Genomic DNA, 24119 nt, shown 5'->3' with positions numbered 1-24119 from the left:
CCTGGCTGTGGGTAACAAATATCAGTCAAAACGGATGATTTTTGACCCAAGATGATCGTACATTTACGCCGTTGCGGCTAAAAAGTGAGGTTGAGGGGGGTGTCCCCTCAACCTCGTGAGTTACCGCATCTAGTGGCGCCTGCGGGCTATTGGGCGGCGGGTTTAGCGATGGTGGGCCCGCCGTAGAGCCCGGAGCCGATACCATCCAGCACCTCGGTGTAGGGGTACTCGAGGTTGCGGAAGGCATCATAGATCGGGTTGGTGAAGAGGGTAATGTAGGGCAACTCGGTGGCCAAGATGTTCTGAATCTCGAACGCCAGATCCTTGGCCTTATCAATGTCGCTTTCGAGCAGGAAGGCATCGCACTTCTCTTTCAACGCCGCGCTCTCATAGCCGTAGGGGTTGGAGGGCACGCCGCTGTCAAAGAAGGTGCAGATGTAATCGGGGTAGATGCTCAAGCCCCAGCCGAGGATGAACATGTCGTAATCACCCGTGTCGTAGACCGCGGTGAGGATGTTGTTGAAGTTGGTCAACTCGGCCGTGGCCGGGATACCCAACTGGCGCATCCACTGCTCGATGTAGACGCCCGTGGTCGCGCGCAAGGGGTCGTAACCCGCGGAAGGCGCCAGCAGTTTCACCTCGGGGAACTTCTCGCCATTGGGCAGTTTCAGCCCCTGGCCGTATTCCACCGAACCACCGCGGGCTGGGTTCCAGGTGGGTTCCTTCTCCCAAGTAAAGCCGGCATCCTTGAGGATCTGCACTGCCTTCTCCATACGGGTCTTGGTGTCGTCACCCGAGCACCACTTGGGGACATCGGGGTTGTGCCAGAAACCGTTACCCTCGGGCACCAGCGTGTACACCGGCAGCACTGCGCCTTGGAGGACGCGCTGGGTCAGGAAGTCCAGGTCAATCATGCAGGCAATCGCCTGGCGCAAGGCTTTCCCGGCCTCGCCCTTGAAGTAAGAGCGGTTCTGGTTGAAGGCCAGATAGCGGAAGCCGTTCTGCTTGTTCTCGACAATGGTGATGTTGGGATCTTCCTTCAACTGATCTACGAAGCCCTTTTGCAGGCCGCTGGGGTTGAGCAGGAAGTCCACATCGTTGTTGCGCAGGGCCAGCACGGCTGCATCCGGGTTGCCGTAGAGCGTGTAGAGCGCGCTATCGAAGTATGGACCGCTCTTGTACTCGAGCACCTTCTCACCCTCGGGCTTGCCGTAGGCGACAAATTCGTAAGAGCCGTCCTCTTTGTACTCGCGGTAGGCGCCGTTAGCATATTCCTCAACGACGGTGCCGATGAAAAAGTTCTTTTCGTTGACACGGTTCTCGGCGAAGGCGCCTACTTCCCACTTCTCCAGCCGCCAGGCACCGAAGGTAGGTTCACCTTTGTTATCCAACTTGTGCAGGATATCCACCGCTTCTTTGAGTTTCGCATCCAGTTCGCCCTTCTTGGCATCCAGTTCTTCCTGGGTGGCGGTGCCTTCCTTGACCGCCTTCTCCAGGTCGGCGACTTGCTGCTCAAGGGCTTTGTACTCATCGCTGTTCACGATCGCCAGGGCGTCGGCGATCTTGGGCTCCCAGTAGGCCTTGTTCACGAAGGGGGTCATTAAGGCTCCATACTGCCACAGCGAGAGGCCTGGAATTTGGTTGTAGTAGTACTTTACCGTCAGCGGATCCACTGCCTCAGCCTTAACCAGGTAATCGGGGTTGTAGCCGGACTGCCAGTTGAGACCTAATTTGAACTTGAGGACGGTGTTGACGGTGAAGGCCACATCCTCGGCGGTGACTGGGCTACCATCGCTCCACACGAGACCGTCTTTGAGTTTCACCGTAGCCACATAAAGGTCGCCCTCTTGGGTGAACTCGCTCGGGAAATCAGCGGCCAAGGCGGGGATGAAGTCAAAGCGCTGATCCGAGAGGGTGAACAGCGTAGGCCAGTGATAACTCTGGATGATGTAGTTCCAATACGAGGCGCCCACATCATCGTAAAGCGCCCACACGTTGGTGGTAGTCATGTCCTCCAGCGTGGCAAAGCGGATGACCGGTGCCCGCCCGGTGGTGGGCTGGGTAGGTTGCTCTGCTGGGGGTTGGGTGGGCTGCTCCTGGGCGGGTGGTTGCGTGGCTCCAGCCGGGGGTTGCGTCGGCGTGGCCTGGGCGCACGCAGCCAGCACCATGCTCGCGATGAGCAGCAGGCTGAAAACAAACAACAGGTGACGCTTCATTTTGTTTCTCCTCCTTAAATAGGGGTTGGGTTATGGGGACTTACTTAACAAAACGGCATGGGGAAACCCCGGACTGCCCTCTCGACAGCCTACCGGTTCAGTCCCAAAGTACAGAAAGGGAAGTGAGCCGGTGGTCTTCCAGTCCATTTGGGCTTCTCCAGCCTTGCCATGCCCACAATGGGCAAGAAAAGTATAGCATAAACCGAAAGTCGACGTCAAGAAAAACACAAATGGGATCACTTGTAGATACATCTCAGGCGCGGAACAGGCGGCGCAACCCGCTTAGGTGGGCGAGGGCCTGCGGCGAGGTAGCGAGGGTTTGCAACTCTCCCAGCGCTGCGAGTGCCTGCAGGCGCTCCTCCCGGTTCAGCGGTAGGGCAGCGAACTCCTCCTCATCCAGTACCTTGTGCTGCCCGTCGGGGTAAATCAGCAGATCCAGCGCCAGATCCACATAGGTGATGGTTTCCGTGCCGATTTCAGCCGGGCGGGTGATGTTGGCGTACCAGGCTTTCAGCGCGTCGCCGTTGCGATCATGAATTTCAAAAATGTTGTACCAGCGATCGCTGAAGTAGGCCTCGAGGAAGCGATCCCCTGGGCGCAGGACAATGCCGAAGAAGGGCATCTCGGCGCGGTCGAAGAAGGCTTCCAGAAGCACCCCCTGCGGCTGTCGCTCCAGCACCCGCCCGCGGTAACGCCATACCTCGCGCCCGTGCAGGTCTTTTTTGATCACCCACACCCACTCTGGGGCATTCATGCTTCGGCCTCCAGGGCCAGGATGCCGGTTGGGTCTAGGCTGAGGGTCAGCGCGGTGCCGGGTTGGGTGGCATGGTCGAGGGTAAAACTCAAGCGCAACCCAGTTTGGGTGCGCAGCATCAGACGATAGCCCTCCCCCCGAAAAGTGACATCTTCCACTACGCCCTCGATGCAGTTGGGGGCGACCGCGTCTGGGGGAGCCGGGCGGGCGGCGCCGGGGCGGAGCAAGGCGGTGACCCTCTGCCCGATCTGCCAGGACGGCGCCGGTGTCTCGGGCGCGGCTTCCAATATCCCGAGAGGGGTTTCTAGGCGTAGGGGCGCAACACTCTGCACCCGCGCGGGGAGCAGGTTGGTCAGACCGAGGAAGCGCGCCACCCAGGGGGTGGCCGGGTGGGCGTAAACGGCATCGGGGGGGCCCTCTTGCACCACCCGTCCCTCGTGCAACAGAATCAGGTGATCCGCAATGGCGAAAGCCTCTTCCTGATCATGCGTCACATAAATGGTCGGAATGCCGCTTTCATGCAGTAAGGTGCGCAGAAACTCGCTGAGTTGTTCACGCAAGGCGCGATCTAGCGCGCCGAGGGGTTCATCCAGCATCAGCAGACGAGGTCGCGGTGCCAGCGCACGTGCCAGCGCCACCCGCTGCTGCTCACCCCCCGAAAGATCAGTCACGCGGCGGTGAGCAAATTCGCGCAGATTGACACGGGCGAGGGCTTCTTCCACGCGCCGGGCAATCTCTGCGCGGGGTAGCCCCTGCATGCGCAAACCAAACGCCACATTCTCGGCTACAGTGCGGTGTGGAAAAAGGGCGTAATCCTGAAACATCAGTCCAAAGCGGCGCTGATGCACCGCCACCCCAGCCAGATCCATTCCCTCCCACAGGACCTGCCCTTGTTCGGGGAGTTCTAGTCCGGCGATGATGCGCAGGAGCGTGCTCTTGCCACTGCCCGAGGGGCCCAGCAAGCACACTGTTTCACCGGCCTGAACCTGGAACGAGATCCCACAAAGTAGAGGCTGGCCTTCGTAGGACTTCCAGATGTTGCGGACTTGGAGCATCGCTTAGGCCTCACACCTGTCTCGGGATGCGTCGTCTTATATCCTACCATAAAACTCCGCGGGGGCGGCATTTGGGGTTTCATCAGGCGTGTTATAATTTGACCCGGCAATGAAAAAGGCGCCGCAACCGGCGCCGGATAGGGTTGAAAAGATGCTTTAGAGGCTGGTGCCGAAGGTGGGAGTCGAACCCACACCCCTTTCGGGACACGATTTTGAGTCGTGCGCGTCTGCCTGTTCCGCCACTTCGGCTGATTGTGTTTCTTAGTATAATGAGAACTCGTTTCAGGGTCAAGGGATATTAATCATGCGCCTGGGAATTATTGGGCTCCCTCAATCGGGCAAGACTACCATTTTCAACGCCCTCACCCGTGGGCACCAGCCTACTGGACTCTCTGCCGGCAAGGTCGCTATGCATACCGCAGTAGTGGACGTGCCAGACCCACGCGTAGATCGCCTGGCAGCGATGTTCAATCCTAAGAAGGTAATTTATGCTAAGGTGACCTACGTGGATATCGCGGGGATTGAGGGGACACGCAGCCAGAGCGGCTTACCAGGGCCGTTGTTGAATCAGTTAACCCAAATGGATGGTTTCATCCAGGTCGTGCGCTGCTTTGAGGATGAAGCACTGCCTCACCCCTTGGGGAGCGTGGATCCCCAGCGCGATGTTGAGGTTATGGAAAGCGAATTCATCCTCAATGACCTGATTGCCGTTGAGCGCAAACTGGAACGCCTCAACGAGGAACGACGTAAAGGAGCGCGGGATAAAGGTAGCTTGGAACGGGAGATGGCGTTGTTTGAGCGCCTGCATCAGGCTCTCAGCGCCGAGATCCCCCTGCGCGATCTCGATCTCAGCGCTGAGGAGGAGCATGTACTTGCGGGGTTTGGTTTCCTTACCCGCAAACCCATGCTCATCGTGCTCAACCTGGCCGAGGGACAGGCCGCCCCTGAGGTTAATTACCCCCATCGGCGCAGTCGGGTGGTGGAGTTGCAGGGGAAATTAGAAATGGATCTGGCTCAGTTACCCCCCGCGGAGGCCGCGGAATTCATGCAGGCCTACGGCTTGAGCGAACCTGGTCTCAACAAGGTCATTCGTCTTTCGTATGAGTTGCTGGGGTTGCAATCGTTCTTTACAGTCGGTCCGGATGAGGTGCGTGCCTGGACGGTACGCCGCGGCGCCACAGCACCCGAAGCGGCGGGCGAAATCCACACGGATATGCAGAAAGGTTTTATCCGCGCCGAGGTTATCAGTTATGAAGACCTGATAGCGCTAGGCGGGATGAGTGAGGCGCGCGCCAAAGGTAAACTGCGCCTGGAGGGCAAGGAGTATGTGGTGCAGGATGGCGATATCCTGACCATCCGCTTTAGCAGTTAGCGTGGCAAAACCCCGGAGGCACCTTGCGATTATAAGGAGAGATTGGGGGTAACCCACGCTGGTTTCCCTTGAATTTTGTTACCCCCACTGCTTTTGAGCCCACAGGGGCTTAGGCGGCCTAATCCTTAGAAAGAAACGTGAAGGATCGCTCAAGGGTGATCCCCTGAACGATCCTTCAACTCAAACACAGCGCCCCCTCATCGCTGTGCACCAGTGGTCATCCTGTGCTCAATCATTCCAGTCCTCGCGCCGGCGGCGTTCCACATGGCGCTGGTGCAGTGCTCGCTTGCGCTCGTCCTCTTCCAGGCCCTCCTCGGCGCGTTGAATGAATCGTTCGTACTCGGCCCGTGTTTGTGAATCTACCGCGTCCCCTACCTGGTTAAGACGATTCAGCAAAACACTCCCTGCCTCGCGTCGTCGCCCCTCGCGCTCTAAGCGCAGGGCTTCTAGGCTGGCATCGGCCAACGCTACTTTAGCAAAACGGGCCAACAAAGCCTGGTTGCGTGGTTCCGCTGCTATCTCCTCCCGGCTGGCATAGGTTAACCTTAGATCTGTGCGAGACTCCAGGAGACCGTTTGCTTCGTCGCGTGCGCGCGCCAAAAAGGCCAAGCGGAGATCAGTGGCGCCAGCAGCGGGCGGCGTCGTGACTTCCAGATAGATTTCCTGGGTGCGCCCCGCTGCCAGGCTACCTACGGCCAGGCGCAAACGTCCATCCTCACGCGAGTGTCGCCAGCCGCCATAAACCTTGATCTCCACTCCGTTTGGAATCTCCAGTGTGAGTTCAATCTCACGGGCAGTGATCTTGACCATTTCCTTGAATTCGCGGGCAAAAAGGTGCGGAATGTCCTGAGGTGCTTCAATGAAATGAAAGTTGCCATCGCCTTCGGTAGCCATGCGCTCCAGTAGATGCTCGTTGAAGTCCAACCCAACCCCAAAGGTTGAGGTGGAAATTCCGCGTTGTGCTAGTTCACGCGCATGGTGGGCCAGTTCCTCGGGATCGACGAGGCCTACATTGGCCAGCCCGTCAGTCAGCAACAACACACGGTTGAGATGCGCCTGGGTGGCGGCTTGAGCCACCATTTCGCATCCGGTCAGCCAGCCCCCGCCCAGGTTAGTCGAACCTCCACTCTCAACATGGCGGATAGCCGCCATCAGGTATTGGCGTTGCGCTGGTGTCAGCGGGCGACCAGGGCTAAGGACATTTACTTTATCGTCGTAGACTACTAGCGCCAGTTGGTCTTCGGGTTGAAGTACTTCCACCAGGAAGGCCGCGGCGCGCTTAACGTAATCTAGTTTTTCCCCGTGCATGGAACCGCTACGATCAAGCACCAACGCCAGGTTCAGCGGGGTGCGTTGCTGCGCGTTGTTCAAACTCTCGGGGGCCTTAAGCACAACCTCAACCACACGCTGGGTAGGGGCTGCACGGTCAATAAGGGCCTGGTCGCCCTCAACATGAAGGTGTAGAGGTGACATTGACATGGGAACTTCCCCTTTCTATGTATTTATTTTTGGAGCAGGTTAGTTTGGTTACTCCGAACGAAATAGACGGCGGGCAAACTCCAGGATCTGACGTACGCGTGAGACGAAGTGGTAATCGTTCGATTCGCGGATGTGAATCTCCAAACCCGGGACGATGGTAATGCGTTGCCAACGGGCAAATTCCTCGTCATCGGGCGCCAATTGTTCCTGGCGCGCCTTGCGCAACAGCACAGTGTGAGCCTCATCGTAAGGTGGAGGTGAATCCAGTGGCTTTTCTTCTCGGTTTACCCCCCTTTGCAGGGAACGAATATAATCCAGAGCGCTTTGTCCTGCTGTTTGATCTCCGGCCTCTGCAGGTGAGGCGGTTTCACGGGATGCGCGGGGCAGTGACTCCAGGAGTGTGCGAATTTCAACGCTGCTCAGCGAATTGACCAGGCGGTGAATCTCGCGCAGGGGAAGGAAGGCCGCTTTGAGTTGGCGGATCAATTCCAACCGCTCGACGTGTTCATCGGTATAGAGCCCGAGGCGTCCTTCTTGCAACGGCGGTGGGAGCAGGCCCTCTTCGGTGTAGAAGCGGATCGTACGCGGCGTCACGCCACAGCGTTCGGCCAATTCCTGGAGAGTGTAGGTGCGTGCTCCGGGTTCGTTCATGTTTGGTTTCATTATAACAGTTTTACGTAACAATGTCAATATGCAATTTTGCAAGTAGAACTATTGTTCTATTGCTATTGTCCATACTGCCAGGTCGTGGTAAAATCAATGCCAGAAAAAGCGGCGCTTTGGTGTGAAACTTGGAGTTGGCACAATAAAGGCGCGACCGTTTAACTGGGCTGATCTATTAACCTTATATCGCTACCGTCATCAGATTGCGTGTCTGGATAGTATCCTGGCGCTGACGCGTGGCCAGCCGTTGGGATTCTGGGTAGCTCTACGTCACCTACGGCTGGAAGAGAATGCCTTGACAGCCGTTCTGCAAGCCGGCGATGGCAAACCCGCGCTGGTGGGGCAGGCCAGTCTGCGCAACGGGGGTAGTTTGGGTCAGATGACCTTTATCCTGCCGGCTACCTCGGGTCAAATCACCCTAGTGCCATTCCTGATCGAGGAACTGGCGCGGCAGGTAGGACAGCAGGGGGGGCTGGGGCTGCTGGCGGCAGTGGATGAAGAAAGCCCCCTGTTTGAGGGGTTGCGCCACAGCGGTTTTGCCGTGTACGCGTGGCAACGCATCTGGCGATTGATGGGCTCGCCCCAGACGGGCAATGGTCAAGGCGATTGGTTGCCGACTACCGGGCTGGATGAGTTTGCCATCCGCAGTTTGTATCAGGCGCTGACGCCGCCGCTGGTGCAACGGGCCGAACCCCTCGCCGAGCGTGCTTTGGCGGGCATGGTCTTTCAGCAGGAGGGCGAAATCCTGGCCTACATGGAAGCCCACTTTGGGCCACGCGGGATTCTGCTCTTCCCGCTCTTTCACCCGGATGTACAGCGGCCAGCGGAGGTGCTGCAGGCCTACTTGCGCGGGTTGCATTTCTCGCTGGGGCGGCCGGTATATGTGGCGGTGCGCTCTTATCAGGCGTGGTTGGAGGATGCGTTAGCCGACCTGCAAGGTGAGCTCTACCGCCAGCAGGCTCTGATGGTGCGCTACCTGACGGTGACGCAGCGAACAGCAGTGTGGGCACCTGCCAGGGCGGGGCGTGATAACCGCCAACCCGCGCTGATCGGCCCCCTGCCCAAGGAAATGCGCCCTGCGCCTCTCCAACGTGTGACGGAAATCATCACACCAAGCAAAACCTATTACAATAAAAGTGAAAACCTTTTGGAACGAATCAACAGGTGATGAACGACTATGACACAACTGCGAATTACTGATGACTTGCAAGCCTTGCTGGATGTCCTGCCGCCTCGGGTCGCTGAAGCCGTGGTGCGCGTGGACGATAGCGATAATTTACTGGAGATTATCCTTGACCTCGGGCGGCCTCCCATGGCGCGCTTTGTGGATCGTGAGGTGGTTTTGCTGGAGCAAGAAGTCACCCACGAAGATATTCAAACCGTGGTTTCACGGGTGGGCGAGTTCGATGCTGATAACCGCGCTGGCCTCGAGCGCACGCTGCACCGCATCTCGGCCATTCGTAACCGCAAGGGTTACATTGTGGGGCTGACCTGCCGTGTGGGGCGTGCCGTTTATGGCACCATTGATATTATCCAGGACCTCATCGAATCGGGCAAGAGCATCTTGCTGCTTGGGCGTCCTGGTGTAGGCAAGACCACCATGCTGCGCGAGGCGGCGCGCATTCTGGCCGAGAAGGCGCGTGTGGTCATTGTGGACACCTCGAACGAAATTGGTGGGGATGGTGATGTGCCGCACCCAGCCGTGGGCAAGGCGCGGCGTATGCAAGTGCCCACGCCCTCGCTCCAGCACGAGGTGATGATCGAGGCGGTGGAAAACCACAACCCCGAGGTGATCATCATTGACGAAATCGGGCGTGAACTGGAGGCCCAGGCTGCTCGTACCATTGCTGAGCGCGGTGTACAACTGGTAGCCACTGCTCATGGGCGTACCCTCGAAAATCTGTTGCTCAACCCGACCCTTTCCGATCTGGTGGGGGGGGTTGAGTCGGTGACACTTTCGGATGAGGAGGCACGCCGCCGCGGGACGCAGAAGACGGTGCTGGAACGTCGCTCCCCGCCCACCTTTGACGTGCTGATCGAGATTCAGGAGCGTAATCGTCTGCATGTGCACCCCGATGTAGCGGCCGCCGTGGATGCCCTGCTGCGCGGGTATCCCATGCCACCGGAAGTGCGCTACCGCGATGAAAATGGCGAAATTCACATTGAACGCCCAGCCGCGCCAGCCATGCCGCGCGCTCTGCCGAGCGGGTTGCGACGTGCGTTTGGCAATGCCAGTGAATATGCGCCGGCCACCGGCCGCGGAACGCGCCCCCCGGCGACACCTTCGGCTTCGCCATCTGTGCCGGAGTACGAGCCGGCCTCGCCGCCTACCCCTACCCCGCTGCCAAGTATTCGCATTTACCCCTATGGGGTAGCGCGCAATCGCCTGCTCCAGGCTGCTAAGCGCCTGGGCGTGCCAGCCATCGTGGTGCCTACTCTGGAAGAGGCAGATGTGCTGATGACCCTGCGCACCTATTACCGCTCCCGCCAGCAGCCGGTGGTGGTGGCTGAGGAGCGGCAAATGCCGATTTACGTGTTGCGCGCTAACACGATCAACCAAATGGAGCAGTCGCTAGTGGAGATCTTTAACCTAACCCCAGAAAATACGCCGGCGGAGTGGGAAGTTGTGGCGGCGCAGACCCAGATCGCCATTCAAAGTGTGCTGAACGGACAGCGCTATGTGGACTTACCCCCCGCTTCGGCAGAGGTGCGCCGTTTCCAGCACCAGATGGCCCGGCAGTATAACCTGGTCTCGCATTCTTACGGTAAGGAGCCCAACCGCCGGGTGCGCATTTTCCGCGATTAAGCCTTTCGGTCAACCTTAGGAATACGCGAGGATGTTCATCACTCTGGAAGGACCGGAGGGCAGCGGCAAGACGACCCAGGCGCAGGAACTGGCCAAGTTCCTGCGCCAACAAGGTTATACCGTCCTAGCCACGCGTGAACCTGGCGGCACCAGCATCGGGGATCAAGTGCGGGCGATTCTGACCGACCTGCAAAACGCGGCTATGCACCCGCGCACCGAGATCCTGCTCTTCCTGGCGGCGCGGGCGCAACTGGTGGAAGAGGTGATCCGCCCGGCGCTGGCACAGGGCCATGTTGTGTTGTGCGATCGCTATGCCGATTCCACCTTGGCCTACCAAGGCTACGGGCACGGCGTTAATCTGGAAACCTTGCGTGCTCTGCTGGCCTTTGCCACTGGCGGCCTGGTCCCTGATTTGACGCTGTTGCTGGATATAGACCCGGAAGTGGGGCTGCAGCGACGGCGGCGGGCCGGGCAGTGGAACCGCCTGGACGCCTACGATCTGGATTTCCATCGCCGGGTGCGTCAGGGCTACTTGGAATTAGCACGCCAGGAACCTCACCGTTGGTACGTGGTGGATGCCTCGCAACCGGTAGCAGTGGTACAATCAACCCTGCGACAGGTTGTAATGGAACGCATGCGCCCTCACCCCGCCTCCGCAACTCCGGCTGAAAGAAAGGACCCCTTTGCATGAGGAAATTACTCTGGCTAATCCTTTTCAGCGTGGTCATTAGCGCCTGTGCGCCCGCCACGCCAACATCCACCCCCACCCCAACCAGCGTCCCCACCGAGGCGGCGTCCCCAACCGACTGTCGGGTGGTGGACCTGTTTCCAAGTCCTAAAAATCCGACGGACCTGAAATTGCCGCCAATTACTGCGCAGGATTACAGCCGCGGTGCCGATCGGGCGCGGGTGACCATTCTCGAATACAGCGATTTCCAATGCCCCTATTGCAGTCTGGCGGCGGGTTTTCTCAAAAATTTTGAGGCTCAGCACCCCAAGGAAGTCCGGGTTGTTTTTCGCCATTTTCCGCTGAATATCCACGACAAAGCCCAACTGGCGGCCCAGGTTGCCGAGGCAGCGGCTCTACAAGGTAAATTCTGGGAGCTGCACGACTTCTTGTTTGAACAGCAGCAAGCCTGGGCAGCACAGACGCCGACCGAATTTGAAACCTGGATTGTACAGCAGGCAGCCTCGCTGGGGCTGGATACCCAACGTCTGGCTAAGGATATGAAAAGCACCGCCGTTGTGGATAAGGTCAAAAAAGCCACTCAGGAGGCATTGAATATCGGGCTCAGTGGCACGCCCTCGCTCTTCATTTTCCTCGATGACCAACTGGTTTTCACCCCTACTGACCGCGTGCCCTACGATGCGCAGACCCTTAACCTGATTCTGGAACTGCATAAACTCCGCGATCGTCAGTACAAACAATGCCCACCCACGGTCATCAACCCGACCAAACAATATACCGCCACCCTTAAAACTGAGAAAGGCGATATTGTCATCCGCCTTTATGCGGATAAAGCCCCCTTCACGGTCAACAACTTTGTCTTCCTGGCGCGCAATGGGTGGTACAACGGGGTGACGTTTCACCGAGTGATCCCGGATTTCGTTGCCCAAACCGGTGATCCAACAGGTACGGGCTTGGGCGGGCCAGGCTATCAGTTCCGGGATGAGATGGACGCTAATCTCAAATATGACCGGCCGGGGGTGGTGGGCATGGCCAATGCCGGCCCTAACACCAACGGCAGCCAGTTCTTTATTACCTATCAAGCCCTGCCGAATTTAGATGGCAATTACCCCATTTTCGGCGAGGTGATTGCCGGGATGGATGTGCTCAAAGCCCTGACCCCACGTGATCCTGATCAAAGCCAGGGCGATCTCCCACCGGGTGATAAGATCCTCAGTATCACTATCGAAGAGAAATGATGCAGTCGTCCTCTGGCTCATCGGCGCCTCCGGCATGGCAATCGGTGCTCTTCCTGGTCTTTAGCAGCCTGGGAACACTGTTGGGTTTAGGTGGTGCAGCGCTGTTGGCGTTTTTGGGGTTGCTCGCCTTGCTAGCCGGGGAGACGGGGAGCACTCAACAGGCGACCAGCGCGTTGAGTCTGGCCGCGACGGCGTTGTTGGTCGCGCTGCTGTGCCTACCAGGGGTGATCCACGCCTACCGTGCCTGGCGGGGACGCACGCGCCCCATGCAACCTCTGGGGCGCGGGTTGCCCTGGCTCACGCTGGGTGTGCTGGCTTGGCCGCTACTGGTGGGGTTGTACGGTGTTCTGGAAACAGCACCGGCAGCCTGGCTGATTTTACCTCCTTTGATCGTGCTGAGCGCTTTGCTCCCCTTGCTATGGTTCTTGTATCTAGGGGCACACGGCCTAGCGCTGGACTGGGAGAGCGACGCGTGGGGGGTGATCAGCACCAGCCTAGTGATCACCATGCCGCTGATCCTGGTGGTAGAGGTGGGACTGTTCCTGGTCCTGGCGGTGGGCGCGTTCGTCTGGGTGGCAGCTCGGCCTGAACTGGCCCAGCAATTGCAGGATTTGGTACGTACTCTGGAGACGGTGGACCCACGGGTGTTGGAAACCTATCTTCAGGACGTATTTGCTCAGCCTGAGGTGCTCAGTTTGCTCCTGCTCCTCGTTGCGGGGGCCATTCCGCTGATCGAGGAACTTTTCAAACCATTGGCAGTGTGGACCTTCGCGGGGCGCCAGATCACCCCAGCACAAGGATACCTAATTGGGCTGCTGGCCGGTGCTTGCTTTGCCCTGTTGGAGAATCTGAGTGCGCTGAGCGGCGTGGCCGGGCTGGGCAGCCTGCCCACGCTGGTGGGGCGGGTGGGTACAGGCCTGCTTCATATGACCACAACTGGCCTCGTGGGTTGGAGCCTGGCCAGTGCCTGGCAGGGGCGCAGTTCCTGGCGTGTGCTGGGTGCCTACCTGCTGGCTGTATGTTTACATGGCCTATGGAATGCGTTCGGTCTGTTGATGGGAATTGGGACGCTTTTCCCGGTACCGCCGAGCGCCACCTCGCAATTGGCCCATCTGAGTGCGCTGGCCCCCATCATCCTGGGGATACTGGCGGCCCTTAACTTCGTTTTTATCCTTGCCGCCAACCGGCATTTCCGCCGCGAGGCAGTGGCGGGCAGAGCGGGGTTGCCTCCCGCGACCGAATGATTTTTTTCAAGGGAGCATAATTTATGGACTGGCTCGCATTTGGTATTGATCTGATCCTGCACCTGGATCGTTATCTCGATCTCATCATCCGTAGTTTTGGGCTGTGGACTTATCTCATCTTGTTTATCGTGATCTTTATCGAAACCGGCCTGGTGGTTACCCCTTTCTTGCCGGGCGATTCGTTGCTCTTTGCGTCAGGGGCTTTTGCGGCTAAAGGCTCTTTCAATGTCTCCCTCTTGTTCTTCATGCTCTGGCTGGCGGCGGTGCTGGGGGATACCGCCAACTACTGGATTGGGCACTATGTGGGGCCACGCGTTTTCCGCGAAAATGTGCGTTGGCTCAAGCGCGAATACCTGGAGCGCACCCAGGCTTTCTACGACAAGCACGGAGGCAAGACCATCTTCCTGGCGCGTTTCATCCCCATCATTCGTACCTTTGCCCCCTTTGTAGCCGGGATCGGTAAGATGCGCTATGGCTATTTCATTACGTATAACGTAGTGGGCGGGCTGGTCTGGACGGGGCTCTTCATCTTTGGGGGCTATTTTTTCGGCAACCTACCTTTTGTGAAGGATAACTTCTCTTTCATCATCATCGCCATCATCCTGATTTCGGTAGTACCGGCAGCAGTTGAGGCGCTGCGCAGTCGGCGTGCCCCGGCGTCGGTAGCGCCGTCTAAAACTTCTGTGGACTAATGGGGTTATATTTAAATATGGAACGCTCGCTGCGCCGTTCGGCTCAACCGGCTATGACCCGTGAACAGCTTCAAGCCTTGCTGCGCTTTCTGTATAAACACCTTACGCGCACCGAGTTTGTTGGCCTAGAGCATTTACCGCGCGAGGGCGGGGTGCTGGTGGTCACCAACCACATCAGTCGCCTGGATGTTCCCCTTTTGTTCATCAACCCGGTGCGACCGGATATCACTGCTCTGGTGGCGGATAAATATCTGCGCTACCCACTCTTTCGCTTTATGGTTGAGGTGGCTGAAGCTATCTGGATTGACCGGAGCAAAGCGGATTTTACAGCTCTCAAACAGGCGGTTGAGGTCTTGCGCCAGGGACGCGCTTTGGGCATTGCTCCTGAAGGCACACGGAGTGCCACGGGAAAACTTCTCGAAGGCAAAGCCGGCACTGTGCTGATTGCCCAAAAAGCCAATGTGCCCATCGTGCCGGTTGGCTTGGCCGGCACGGAGAAGGCGCTCAAAAGCCTGCTGACCCTTCGCCGCGGCAAGATCGTGGCCCGCTTTGGCCCGGCCTTCCAGCTGCCGCCGCTGGATCCAGCCAACCGTCAGGAGGATTTGCGCCGTCAAACGGATGAAATTATGTGCCGCATTGCGGTGTTGCTGCCCGAGTCCTACCGCGGTTACTATGCCGATCACCCACGCGTGAAAGAACTGGAGGCTGAGGGCAACCCGCCCCCGCCGCAAGAGGTGGTGCGTTTGTAAGCGAGGGTTGCCAAGTTACGCCCTTGCCTGGCGTTTGTGCGCCTGTTACCGCGCTGCTGGGCTCATTGGAACACCGGAATACCCCGTGCCTCCTCTCGTGTGCCTCATAGGGGCGGTTGTTTCTTCCAGGCTCATCTCCTACGCATTGGCCCAGAGGGCGCAGTTTTTCAACTTGAGTTGGCTATCTTCGGTGACCGTCCCGTTTATGCTCTCTCTTGGCCCTAGACATGACCGGATTGACCCGTGAGCGCCTCGCGGGGCGACAGTCGGCGGATAGGAATGCCGGTCAATGCAAAGGCCTTCATCTTGGAGCGTGCCAGTGACACGTGTAGCGGTCTTTCACCGCGAGTGGTCACTATGCTCAGCATGGGGCTGGGGGCGCAGCCTATACTGGTGATGGGATGGTTACAGGATGACTCTGGCTGAAGTGAGCCATACAACCCTGGGGATTCGGGCTCTGGAAGCGTACCCTGCGAACCCTGAGCGCGGTAGGTTCCAACCGGATGACCAACACGATGCTGCCTTGGAGGGCCTTACTAACCTGGCTTTTCCTGGGTGAAGCCGTGGACGTGAAGGGTGTTCTCGGTCTGGTGCTGGTTGCTTTGCCCTGAGAGGAAGCACGAGTACAGGTGTCGTCTGCCAGCACGCAGGGTCACCCCGACGATGAAGGCCCAGGTTTGTTACAGGCTTTACAGGCTAATGCAGGGTGAGCGCACAACCGTAAGCCAGCGTCTCACGCACCTCCGGTGGGCGACCCTCCAGCAGAGCGCGCACAACCTCATCCACGTAGAAGCGAGTGGGAATGCGCTGGCGAAAGGTCACATCATCGAAGGCGCCCTGATAGCGCAAGATGCCCTCAGCATCAATAACGAAGAAGTGCGGTGTGGTTTGCACCTGATAGGCCTTGGCCACCTGTTGCGTTGCATCGCGCAGGACGCGTGGCAACCCGCGTTCGCTAGCCGCCAGCCGCAATTGCTCCGGGGTCTCCTCCAAGACAGAAGCGACGGGCAGTAGCACCACTGACTCGCCCCACGCTGTGGCGTGCTCAACCACGTGGGGATCCGTGCGCTGGCACCAAGCGCATTCCGCGGACCAGAAATACAGCACCACAATCTTGCCCCGTAGCTCCTCCAATGACCAGGGGCGCCCTTCCAAATCGGGCAGGGCAAACGAAGGAGCGGGATAATCCAAGGTGGGAATGGATGTCACAATTTACCTCCTAAAATAGGCTCTGCTTGAGAACGCTTTAAAGTGCCCAACCTTTTTCGGGGGTAGAATTATAGCATACCCCCTATTTTTGGTCATTTTACTTAGGCGAAGGGCAGGGCAAAGAATGGCACAGTTTCACACGCTCATCGTGCACTGGCGGGCACGCTTAGAGAGATGGGTGGAGCGGTGGGGGGTAACGTTTATTGCTCTGCTGGTTGCGCTCATGGGAATCCTCAATGTCGTCTCAGCGCTCTCACCCGCTTTGCATGAGCGTTTACGCCTGTTGGATCGTTTCATGATCCTGGAAGTGCGAGTTGGCAGTCGCCTGGCGGTGACTCTGGCCGGTTTTGCGTTAATCATGGTGGCAGATAACCTCAGGCGGCACAAATATGTGGCGTGGTTGCTCACCCTGGGGCTCCTGCTTTTCTCCGCCTTGGGGCATCTCCTTAAGGGCTTGGACTATGAAGAGGCCGGCGTGGCTATAGCACTGGCCGCAATTTTGTGGCAGATGCGTTCGCGCTTTCATGCGCGCTCGGATCCCCCTTCGGTGCGGCAGGGGATACGAGTGTTGCTGGGGGCATTGCTCTTTACACTCGCATACGGCACGCTGGGGTTTTATCTCTTAGCGCATCATTTTCATACGCAGTTTAATGTGCTGACGGCGCTGCAACAAACAATATTCATGCTAACCCAACTCAGCCCCCCTCGTGCTTTTCCCGTGACCCATTTCGGGCGTTATTTTCTAGACTCGATCTACGTGATTGCAGTGGTGACCCTAGGATATAGCCTGGGGATGATCTTGCGCCCGGTGGTGATCCATGAGCCAGCGAGACCTGCCGAGCGCGCCCGGGCTGCTGAGATTGTGGCAGCACACGCACGCACGCCTCTCGCCCGTTTAGCCCTCCTGAGGGATAAAGCGTATTTCTTCACGCCGGGGGGATCAGTTGTCGCCTTTGCTCTTAAGGGACGGGTCGCCTTGGCACTGGGTGATCCTATTGGACCATCCGCGGACTTGGCCGATGCCATTCATGCCTTCCAGGCGTATTGCGCCCGCAATGATTGGATCATGGCATTTTACCAAACGCTGCCCGATACCAAAAACTTCTATGAGGCTGCTGGATTGAGTGCGCTTACCATCGGTCAAGAAGCCCTGGTGGATTTGAGTGCCTTCAGCCTAGAAGGTCGCGCCAACAAAGAGTTTCGCAATGTCAAGAATCGCTTCGCCCGCTTGGGTTACACCGCGATCCTGCACCAACCACCGCTGGATGCCTCGCTTTTGGAAGCCCTGCGCGTGGTCAGCGATGAGTGGTTAAGTACGCGTGGGATGAGCGAACTGCGCTTCTCCCTGGGCTGGTTTGATGAGGAGTATTTACGCCAGAGCCCGGTTATGGTGATCCGCAATGCCGAGGGACGCATCAGCGCCTTTGCCAACTTGATTCTGGATCTACCGCCCCATGGGGTCAGCGTGGATTTGATGCGCCACCGCCGCATCACCGAGAGTGGTACGATGGATTTTCTTTTTGTCGCCTTGTTAGAATGGGCCAAAGCCGAGGGATACACTGTTTTTGATTTGGGCCTGAGCGCACTCGTGGGTGTAGGTGAGCACTCTGACGACCCCACAATTGAGCGAGCCATGCGCTATCTCCATCACGGTCTGACACGTTTTTACAACTATCAAGGCTTACATGCGTTCAAAGCCAAGTTTCGCCCGCGATGGGAACCACGCTATCTCATTTACCCTCAATCGCTGGCGCTCCCCGCAGTAGCATTGGCCGTCGTCCAAGCCCATGTCGGCACTTGGCGGGCGTTATTGCCACCGTGGCGTCACATTTCAGCCACTGAATCTACCGCCACAGTTAGGAAAAACACCTCATGAGCCAGCTTAATACCACCCCCTTTCATGGATTAAGCGCGACCGAAGCCGAACGGCGTTTGCAGCAATATGGACCAAACGCTATTCCTGAGCGCAAACCCAATCCCTGGCTGCGGTTCTTAAGGAAGTTTTGGGGGCCTGTCCCCTGGATGTTGGAAGCCACTATCGTTATTGAGATCTTACTTGCCCGCTATACCGAGGGGTCAATTATCACGTTATTGTTGATCTTTAACGCCTTTCTCAGCACCTTTCAGGAAAAGCGCGCCGCAGATGCTTTGGTACTCTTGCGCCAAAACCTAAGACTCCAGGCGCGTGTTTTGCGTGACAGCGCCTGGCAAGTGATTGCCGCGGAACAGGTGGTGCCGGGGGATGTGATCTATGTTCGGATGGGCGATATCTTACCCGCCGATATTCGGGTGTTGGAGGGTCACCTTCAGGTGGATCAATCGGCCCTAACCGGCGAATCCCTACCGGTGGATATAGATAAAGGGCAAATGGGCTTTGCGGGCACCCTGGTCCAACGCGGTGAGGCCACGGCGGAGGTAGTGGCAACCGGCCTGAAAACACGCTTTGGCCGGGTGGCCCAATTGGTGCAAGAAGCTAAACACCCCAGCCAGATGGAGCAAGTCATCTTTGGAGTGGTGCGTGCGCTCATTTTGCTGGATGGTGGGTTGGCTTTGGGCGTATTGCTTTATGCGTTGCTTTTCCATCATTTACCCGCACTGGAAACGCTCTCCTTTGTGTTGATTTTGTTGGTGGCCTCGGTGCCCATTGCGCTCCCGGCTACGTTTACCCTGGCAACTGCCCTGGGAGCACGGGAGTTAGCCCAGCAAGGCGTTTTGGTAACCCAACTTTCGGCGATTGAAGAAGCCGCTGGGATGGATGTCCTGTGCTCCGACAAGACGGGTACGATTACCCAAAACCGTCTGAGTTTAGTGCAGTTATATCCCTATGCGCCCACCGATGAAGCCACCTTACTGAGGATGGCCGCCTTGGCCAGCGATCCGGCCACCCAAGACCCGCTCGATTTGGCGATCCTGGACGTTGCCCAACAGCGAAATTTAGAACTGAATTGGGGAGCGCGACATTCCTTTACCCCATTCAATCCAGCGACCAAACGTTCCGAAGCCACCTTTGAATCCCAAGGATCCGTGTGGCGCGTGGTTAAGGGCGCCCCTTCCACTGTGGTGGGGTTGTGCTCAGCGCCCCCGGATGATTTCGATGCGACATTAGAGAGGCTGGCCGCGCAAGGCCTGCGTGTTCTGGCGGTGGCCCACGGCAGTGAGCAGACACTAAGGCTGAGCGGCCTATTGGCCTTCCAAGATCCACCTCGTCCTGATTCAGCCCCCTTGATTGCCCAACTGAAACAGATGGGGTTGCGCGTGATCATGGTCACCGGGGATGGCGAATCTACGGCTCGCGCAGTTGCGCGCGAGGTGGGGATCGGTGAGCGCGTGTGCAATGTGGCGCGCTTGCAAACCACCCCTGACGCGGATCCCATCCATTGCGATGTGTTGGCCGAAGTACTCCCAGAACACAAATTTACCCTGGTGCAGGCTCTGCAACGTGCTGGACATGTGACCGGCATGACCGGGGATGGCGTCAACGATGCCCCGGCCCTACGCCAGGCCCAGGTGGGGATCGCCGTGGTCAACGCGACCGATGTTGCCAAAGCCGCTGCCAGCTTGGCACTTACTCAACCAGGATTGGGCAACATTGTAGCGATCATTCAGAGCAGCCGGCGCATCTATCAGCGCATGTTGACCTACACACTGAACAAAATCGTCAAAACCATTCAGATCGCCGGATTTCTGGGCCTGGGCCTGATCTTCACTGGGTTGTTTGTGGTGACGCCCTTGCAAGTCATTTTGCTGTTGTTTACTAACGACTTTGTGACCATGTCAGTAACCACCGATAACGTGCGCCCCTCACCCTATCCGGATCGCTGGCAGGTGCGGGCAATGATCCGGGTGGCACTTGCGTTGGCCTTACCGTTGCTGCTGGCAACCTTGGGCATTTTTCAATGGGGACGGATCATTGAGGGTCTCTCAAGTAGACAGTTGCAAACGCTCTCATTTATTACGCTGGTTTTCACCGCCCAAGGGATGATCTATCTGGTGCGCGAGCGGCGTCACCTTTGGACCTCACGCCCTAGCCTCTGGATGTTACTGGCTTCTGGAGGGGCGATTGGGATCGCCATCTTCCTGGCAGCAAAGGGGATTTGGATGGCTGCCTTATCGCCCCGCTTAATCTCGCTCGATCTTCTGATGGTCGGGTTGGTATTGCTATTGCTCGATGTTCTAAAAGTCAAGATCCTGCGCCATCCAAAATAGGTCAGCCGAGATTAACGCCCCTTTTTGTACAATCTTTGTCGCACAAATTGATAGATTTTGAGGGTTGCCCCTGGGTATGATAAGACCAGAAAATTGAATCTTGAGCCTTGAGGAGTGCCTTTTGTGGCCGAGACACCTACCGGGACAACCCCGAAATTCTATGATTTGAGCCTGGAACAGCGCTGGCAATGGCTAAAAACGCACACGGCTTTGCGTGCGGAAGAGATTGACGCGTTGAGCGGAAAAGCCGGGTTAAGCGTCGAGCAAGCTGATCACATGATTGAGAATGTGATCGGCACCTTTGCCCTGCCGTTGGGGATTGCGCGCCATTTTGTCGTCAATGGGCGTGAGGTGCTGGTGCCGATGGCGGTTGAGGAGCCTTCGGTGGTGGCCGGAGCGTCCTTTGCTGCACGTCTGGCGCGCGCCGGAGGTGGCTTTACTGCCCACACCACCGCCCCGGAGATGATCGGGCAAATGCAAATCCTTGATCTGGCTGACCCGCCCTCGGCACGCCTGCGCCTTCTCGAAGCGCGAGATGAACTGTTGGCCGAGGCCGCCGCGGTGGATCCGGTGCTGCAACGTTTGGGTGGTGGTCCGCGCGATCTCGAGGTGCGCTTGATCGAATCTTCTCCCATCGGGCCGTTCCTGGTGCTGCACCTGATCTACGACGTGCGCGATGCCATGGGTGCCAATGCCGTCAACACGGCTGTGGAACGCCTGGCTGGGCGGGTGCAGGCCATCACTGGTGGCAAAGTACTGTTGCGCATTCTCTCCAATTTGGCCGACCGCCGCCTGGCCCGCGCACGCTGCACGATTCCGCTGAGCGAACTGGCTTTTGGCGATTTTCGCCCCGAAGCAGTGCGCGATGGCATCATTGCGGCGTGGGCGTTTGCCGCCGCCGATCCTTATCGAGCCGCTACTCACAACAAGGGCATTATGAACGGGGTAGATGCGGTGGTGATCGCCACGGGTAACGACTGGCGCGCCGTAGAAGCCGGCGCTCATGCTTACGCAGCGCGTAGCGGGCGTTACACCAGTTTGAGCACCTGGGGCAAGGATGAACAAGGCAATCTAGTTGGTACGTTGGAAATGCCCCTGGCCGTTGGCATTGTGGGCGGTGCTACCCGTGTGCACCCGGCGGCGCGGGCCGCGCTCAAATTGATGGGCGTTTCGACCGTACGCGAATTGGCCGAGATTATTGTTTCGGTGGGACTGGCGCAGAATTTGGCGGCGCTGCGTGCTCTGGCGACCGAGGGCATCCAGCGCGGGCACATGGCCCTCCACGCGCGTCAAGTGGCGATTGCTGCCGGGGCGACCGGTGAAATGATTGAACGCTTAGCCGAGCAACTGGTGCGTGAAAATACCGTGCGCGTTGATCGCGCCGAAGAAATCTTACGTGAATGGAGTCAGAAGCACCCATGACGGAAATTTCCCCTCAACCTGCTTTTGCGCCTTTGAAACCCGACCGCCCGGTTGGGATTATTGGCTACGGGGCGTATGTGCCTCAATATCGCCTGCCAGCCAGCGAAGTTGCCCGCATCTGGAAGGGCGGCCGTGCGGCCACACCCATTAAGGAGAAGGCCGTCGCTGGTCTGGACGAGGATGTGGCAACAATGGCTATTGAGGCGGCACGCAACGCCCTCAAGCGCGCCGGCATCCCTGGGGATCACCTGCGCGCTGTGTGGGTGGGATCGGAGTCCCATCCTTACGCTGTCAAGCCCACCTCCACCCTTGTGGCCGAGGCCATTGGCGCGGTGCCGCATGTACAGGCGGCGGATTGGGAATTTGCCTGCAAAGCCGGCACCGAAGCCCTAGTCGCCAGCATGGGCTTGGTGGGCTCGGGCATGGCGCGTTACGCCATGGCGATTGGTGCCGATACGGCCCAGGGGCGCCCCGGCGACGAACTGGAGTTCACTGCTGCTTCAGGCGCTGCGGCGTATATCGTGGGTCCGGCAGAAGAGGCTTTGGCCGTGATCGAAGCTTCGTTTTCTTACGTCACCGATACCCCTGATTTCTGGCGCCGTCCGGAGCAAAAATTTCCCATGCATGGACAGCGCTTCACCGGCGAGCCGGCCTACTTCAAGCACATTATTGCAGCCGCCCAACACCTCATGAAAGCGACCGGCATGACGGCACAAGATTTTCGTTACGCCGTCTTTCACCAGCCCAACACCAAGTTCCCGCAGCGCGTGGCCGGGATGCTTGGGTTTACCCCGGAGCAGATCAAACCAGGCCTGCTCTCCCCGGTCATCGGTAATACCTATGCGGCAGCGGCGCTTATCGGGTTGGCGGCGACATTGGATGTGGCTCAGCCCGATGACCGCATCCTGGTGGTGTCTTTTGGCTCCGGTGCTGGCTCGGATGCCTTCATCCTCCATGTTACCGAGGCCATCACGCAACGCCAGAATCGGGCGCCCACCACGCAGACATATATTGCCCGCCGGGTCGAGATTGATTACGGCACTTATGTGCGCTTCCGCGGTAAACTGGCGAGTTGAGGGGGATAAGCGATGCGTGAGGTGGTGATTGCAGGGATCGGTATGACCCCGGTGGGCGAGCACTGGGACATTTCGCTGCGCAGCCTGGCTTACCGCGCTATACGGGCCGCCCGACAGGATGCGGGCGGGCTACAGCCGCAGGCCCTCTACTTGGGGAATTTTCTGGCCATTGACTCCTCGCACCAGGCCAACCTGGCCTGTCTGATCGCCGACAACGCCGGTTTGGGTGGGATCGAGGCGATGACGGTCGAGGCCGCAGATGCTTCGGGCGCTGCAGCATTTCATGTGGGATATCTAGCTGTGGCTTCGGGGCTGGTGGATGTGGCGCTGGTAGTGGGGGTGGAAAAGTACACCGATGCCCTCGGCCCGGAGCAGGAAAGCGCTGTGGCCCAGGCCATGGATTATGACTACGAGGTCATGCAGGGGCTGACCCTGGCCGCGCAGGCGGCACTGGTGATGCAGCGTTACCTCTATGAGTATCGTCCGCCGCGTGAGGCGTTTGCGGCGTTTCCACTGTTAGCCCACGCCAATGCGGTGACCAACCCTTACGCCATGTATCGCCGTGCGGTGACCCCCGAGGCGTATGCGCGGGCGGAGATAATCGCTGACCCTCTGCGCTTGTTGGATATGGCCCCGTATGCCGATGGCGCGGCGGCCGTGGTGCTGACCACACCGGAACGGGTGCGTGATCTACCTCACCCGCTGGTTGCCGTACGTGGCTCGATTGGTGCCATCGATACCTTGGCCCTCCATGATCGCCCTGATCCGTTGGCGTTCGAGGCGGCCTACCACTCGGTGCAGCGTGCCTGCGAAATGGCTGGGATCGCGCCAGGCGAGGTGGATCTCTTTGAACTAGATGATGCCTTTTCGATCTACGCCGTGCTCAGCCTGGAAGCGGCGGGCTTTGCCGAGCGCGGGCAGGGTTGGCGATTAGCCGAACAGGAGGCTCTTGGCCTGCGCGGGCGGCTACCCATCTTGACCCTGGGCGGTTCGAAAGCACGTGGCAATCCGCTGGGTGCAACAGGTGTGTATCAGGTTGTGGAAGCGGCGTTGCAGTTGCGCGGTGAGGCGGGCGCCAACCAGGTGCCTCATGCACGACGGGCGCTGGTGCAAAACCTAGCCGGGCCGGCTTCCAGCGCGTTCACACATGTTCTGGAACGCTACGCGGTCTGATGCGAGGTTTTGAGAGTCACCGATGGTGAAGTTGATAGAAATTGAGAGAATTGCGTGCTTAAAGTTAGGCTGATTGC

At 58.4% G+C, this 24119-nt stretch carries 20 protein-coding genes and 1 tRNA gene; 14 read left to right on the top strand and 7 right to left on the bottom strand.

What is annotated here, in order from left to right; translation table 11 throughout:
- Positions 1-146: 146 nt before the first annotated feature.
- The 4 genes from Q0721_RS06215 to Q0721_RS06200 all read right to left on the bottom strand — a co-directional run bounded on the left by Q0721_RS06215 (position 147) and on the right by Q0721_RS06200 (position 4274).
- Complete coding sequence (locus tag Q0721_RS06215; RefSeq protein ID WP_299026994.1) at positions 147-2216, bottom strand: ABC transporter substrate-binding protein; 2070 nt, start codon at positions 2214-2216, stop codon at positions 147-149.
- 253 nt (positions 2217-2469) lie between these two features.
- Positions 2470-2970, bottom strand: coding sequence for a DUF402 domain-containing protein (locus Q0721_RS06210; protein WP_299026992.1), 501 nt, complete (start codon positions 2968-2970; stop codon positions 2470-2472).
- The gene (locus tag Q0721_RS06205) at positions 2967-4025 is read right to left on the bottom strand and encodes an ABC transporter ATP-binding protein (RefSeq protein ID WP_299026989.1); all 1059 of its coding nucleotides are present in this window, start codon (positions 4023-4025) and stop codon (positions 2967-2969) included. The genes Q0721_RS06210 and Q0721_RS06205 overlap by 4 nt, the downstream gene beginning before the upstream one ends.
- Before the next feature lie 164 nt (positions 4026-4189).
- Positions 4190-4274: transfer RNA gene (locus Q0721_RS06200), tRNA-Leu, on the bottom strand.
- Between the two features lie 55 nt (positions 4275-4329).
- On the opposite strand from Q0721_RS06200, the gene ychF reads away from it, so the two are divergent.
- Positions 4330-5397 (top strand): redox-regulated ATPase YchF, encoded by a 1068-nt coding sequence (gene ychF, locus Q0721_RS06195; protein ID WP_299026986.1) that lies wholly within the window; start codon positions 4330-4332, stop codon positions 5395-5397.
- 228 nt (positions 5398-5625) lie between these two features.
- On the opposite strand, the gene Q0721_RS06190 is transcribed toward ychF, so the two are convergent.
- Complete coding sequence (locus Q0721_RS06190) at positions 5626-6876, bottom strand: VWA domain-containing protein (RefSeq protein ID WP_299026983.1); 1251 nt, start codon at positions 6874-6876, stop codon at positions 5626-5628.
- A gap of 48 nt (positions 6877-6924) precedes the next feature.
- Entirely contained in the window at positions 6925-7527 is a 603-nt protein-coding gene (locus Q0721_RS06185; protein ID WP_299026980.1) for a MerR family transcriptional regulator, read from the bottom strand.
- A gap of 133 nt (positions 7528-7660) precedes the next feature.
- Between Q0721_RS06185 and Q0721_RS06180 the strand changes: the two genes are divergently transcribed.
- From Q0721_RS06180 to Q0721_RS06145, 8 genes are all read left to right on the top strand, one after another.
- The gene (locus Q0721_RS06180; RefSeq protein WP_299026977.1) at positions 7661-8707 is read left to right on the top strand and encodes a hypothetical protein; all 1047 of its coding nucleotides are present in this window, start codon (positions 7661-7663) and stop codon (positions 8705-8707) included.
- Positions 8708-8716: 9 nt separating this feature from the next.
- Positions 8717-10345, top strand: a complete 1629-nt coding sequence (locus Q0721_RS06175; RefSeq protein WP_299026974.1) for a R3H domain-containing nucleic acid-binding protein — start codon at positions 8717-8719, stop codon at positions 10343-10345.
- 31 nt (positions 10346-10376) lie between these two features.
- Complete coding sequence (gene tmk, locus Q0721_RS06170; protein ID WP_299026973.1) at positions 10377-11036, top strand: dTMP kinase; 660 nt, start codon at positions 10377-10379, stop codon at positions 11034-11036.
- Positions 11033-12271: a peptidylprolyl isomerase gene (locus tag Q0721_RS06165; RefSeq protein WP_299026970.1), complete on the top strand. Its 1239-nt coding sequence runs from the start codon at positions 11033-11035 to the stop codon at positions 12269-12271. Before tmk ends, Q0721_RS06165 begins: the two co-directional genes overlap by 4 nt.
- The gene (locus tag Q0721_RS06160; protein ID WP_299026966.1) at positions 12268-13515 is read left to right on the top strand and encodes a PrsW family glutamic-type intramembrane protease; all 1248 of its coding nucleotides are present in this window, start codon (positions 12268-12270) and stop codon (positions 13513-13515) included. Before Q0721_RS06165 ends, Q0721_RS06160 begins: the two co-directional genes overlap by 4 nt.
- 23 nt (positions 13516-13538) lie before the next feature.
- Positions 13539-14207, top strand: coding sequence for a DedA family protein (locus Q0721_RS06155; protein ID WP_299026963.1), 669 nt, complete (start codon positions 13539-13541; stop codon positions 14205-14207).
- Positions 14208-14224: 17 nt separating this feature from the next.
- Positions 14225-14956: a lysophospholipid acyltransferase family protein gene (locus tag Q0721_RS06150; protein WP_299026960.1), complete on the top strand. Its 732-nt coding sequence runs from the start codon at positions 14225-14227 to the stop codon at positions 14954-14956.
- 243 nt (positions 14957-15199) lie between these two features.
- On the top strand, positions 15200-15382 hold the full coding sequence (locus tag Q0721_RS06145) for a hypothetical protein (protein ID WP_299026957.1): 183 nt from the start codon (positions 15200-15202) through the stop codon (positions 15380-15382).
- A gap of 270 nt (positions 15383-15652) precedes the next feature.
- Here Q0721_RS06145 and Q0721_RS06140 read toward each other — a convergent pair whose 3' ends face one another.
- Positions 15653-16165, bottom strand: coding sequence for a redoxin domain-containing protein (locus Q0721_RS06140; protein ID WP_299026954.1), 513 nt, complete (start codon positions 16163-16165; stop codon positions 15653-15655).
- Between the two features lie 124 nt (positions 16166-16289).
- Between Q0721_RS06140 and Q0721_RS06135 the strand changes: the two genes are divergently transcribed.
- The 5 genes from Q0721_RS06135 (at position 16290) to Q0721_RS06115 (ending at position 24042) form a co-directional block, all read left to right on the top strand.
- The gene (locus Q0721_RS06135) at positions 16290-18041 is read left to right on the top strand and encodes a phosphatidylglycerol lysyltransferase domain-containing protein (protein ID WP_299026951.1); all 1752 of its coding nucleotides are present in this window, start codon (positions 16290-16292) and stop codon (positions 18039-18041) included.
- On the top strand, positions 18038-20371 hold the full coding sequence (locus tag Q0721_RS06130; protein WP_299026948.1) for a plasma-membrane proton-efflux P-type ATPase: 2334 nt from the start codon (positions 18038-18040) through the stop codon (positions 20369-20371). Before Q0721_RS06135 ends, Q0721_RS06130 begins: the two co-directional genes overlap by 4 nt.
- Before the next feature lie 123 nt (positions 20372-20494).
- Entirely contained in the window at positions 20495-21793 is a 1299-nt protein-coding gene (locus Q0721_RS06125; protein WP_299026945.1) for a hydroxymethylglutaryl-CoA reductase, degradative, read from the top strand.
- Complete coding sequence (locus Q0721_RS06120; RefSeq protein WP_299026942.1) at positions 21790-22869, top strand: hydroxymethylglutaryl-CoA synthase; 1080 nt, start codon at positions 21790-21792, stop codon at positions 22867-22869. The genes Q0721_RS06125 and Q0721_RS06120 overlap by 4 nt, the downstream gene beginning before the upstream one ends.
- Before the next feature lie 12 nt (positions 22870-22881).
- Positions 22882-24042, top strand: coding sequence for a beta-ketoacyl synthase N-terminal-like domain-containing protein (locus Q0721_RS06115; RefSeq protein ID WP_299026939.1), 1161 nt, complete (start codon positions 22882-22884; stop codon positions 24040-24042).
- Positions 24043-24119 lie beyond the last annotated feature (77 nt).

Origin of the sequence: uncultured Thermanaerothrix sp., assembly GCF_938028735.1 — a bacterium.
In the GTDB taxonomy this organism is placed as follows: Bacteria; Chloroflexota; Anaerolineae; order Anaerolineales; family Anaerolineaceae; genus Thermanaerothrix.
Note: the sequence above shows the minus strand (reverse complement) of the source record. Positions and strands in the feature narration are given on the sequence as shown.

What these genes read in the sequence shown, in the direction of transcription:
- Q0721_RS06215 (WP_299026994.1), bottom strand. Translation starts at nt 2,216, where the DNA reads ATGAAGCGTCACCTGTTGTTTGTTTTCAGCCTGCTGCTCATCGCGAGC.
- Q0721_RS06210 (WP_299026992.1), bottom strand. Translation starts at nt 2,970, where the DNA reads ATGAATGCCCCAGAGTGGGTGTGGGTGATCAAAAAAGACCTGCACGGG.
- Q0721_RS06205 (WP_299026989.1), bottom strand. Translation starts at nt 4,025, where the DNA reads ATGCTCCAAGTCCGCAACATCTGGAAGTCCTACGAAGGCCAGCCTCTA.
- ychF (WP_299026986.1), top strand. Translation starts at nt 4,330, where the DNA reads ATGCGCCTGGGAATTATTGGGCTCCCTCAATCGGGCAAGACTACCATT.
- Q0721_RS06190 (WP_299026983.1), bottom strand. Translation starts at nt 6,876, where the DNA reads ATGTCAATGTCACCTCTACACCTTCATGTTGAGGGCGACCAGGCCCTT.
- Q0721_RS06185 (WP_299026980.1), bottom strand. Translation starts at nt 7,527, where the DNA reads ATGAACGAACCCGGAGCACGCACCTACACTCTCCAGGAATTGGCCGAA.
- Q0721_RS06175 (WP_299026974.1), top strand. Translation starts at nt 8,717, where the DNA reads ATGACACAACTGCGAATTACTGATGACTTGCAAGCCTTGCTGGATGTC.
- tmk (WP_299026973.1), top strand. Translation starts at nt 10,377, where the DNA reads ATGTTCATCACTCTGGAAGGACCGGAGGGCAGCGGCAAGACGACCCAG.
- Q0721_RS06165 (WP_299026970.1), top strand. Translation starts at nt 11,033, where the DNA reads ATGAGGAAATTACTCTGGCTAATCCTTTTCAGCGTGGTCATTAGCGCC.
- Q0721_RS06160 (WP_299026966.1), top strand. Translation starts at nt 12,268, where the DNA reads ATGATGCAGTCGTCCTCTGGCTCATCGGCGCCTCCGGCATGGCAATCG.
- Q0721_RS06155 (WP_299026963.1), top strand. Translation starts at nt 13,539, where the DNA reads ATGGACTGGCTCGCATTTGGTATTGATCTGATCCTGCACCTGGATCGT.
- Q0721_RS06150 (WP_299026960.1), top strand. Translation starts at nt 14,225, where the DNA reads ATGGAACGCTCGCTGCGCCGTTCGGCTCAACCGGCTATGACCCGTGAA.
- Q0721_RS06135 (WP_299026951.1), top strand. Translation starts at nt 16,290, where the DNA reads ATGGCACAGTTTCACACGCTCATCGTGCACTGGCGGGCACGCTTAGAG.
- Q0721_RS06130 (WP_299026948.1), top strand. Translation starts at nt 18,038, where the DNA reads ATGAGCCAGCTTAATACCACCCCCTTTCATGGATTAAGCGCGACCGAA.
- Q0721_RS06120 (WP_299026942.1), top strand. Translation starts at nt 21,790, where the DNA reads ATGACGGAAATTTCCCCTCAACCTGCTTTTGCGCCTTTGAAACCCGAC.
- Q0721_RS06115 (WP_299026939.1), top strand. Translation starts at nt 22,882, where the DNA reads ATGCGTGAGGTGGTGATTGCAGGGATCGGTATGACCCCGGTGGGCGAG.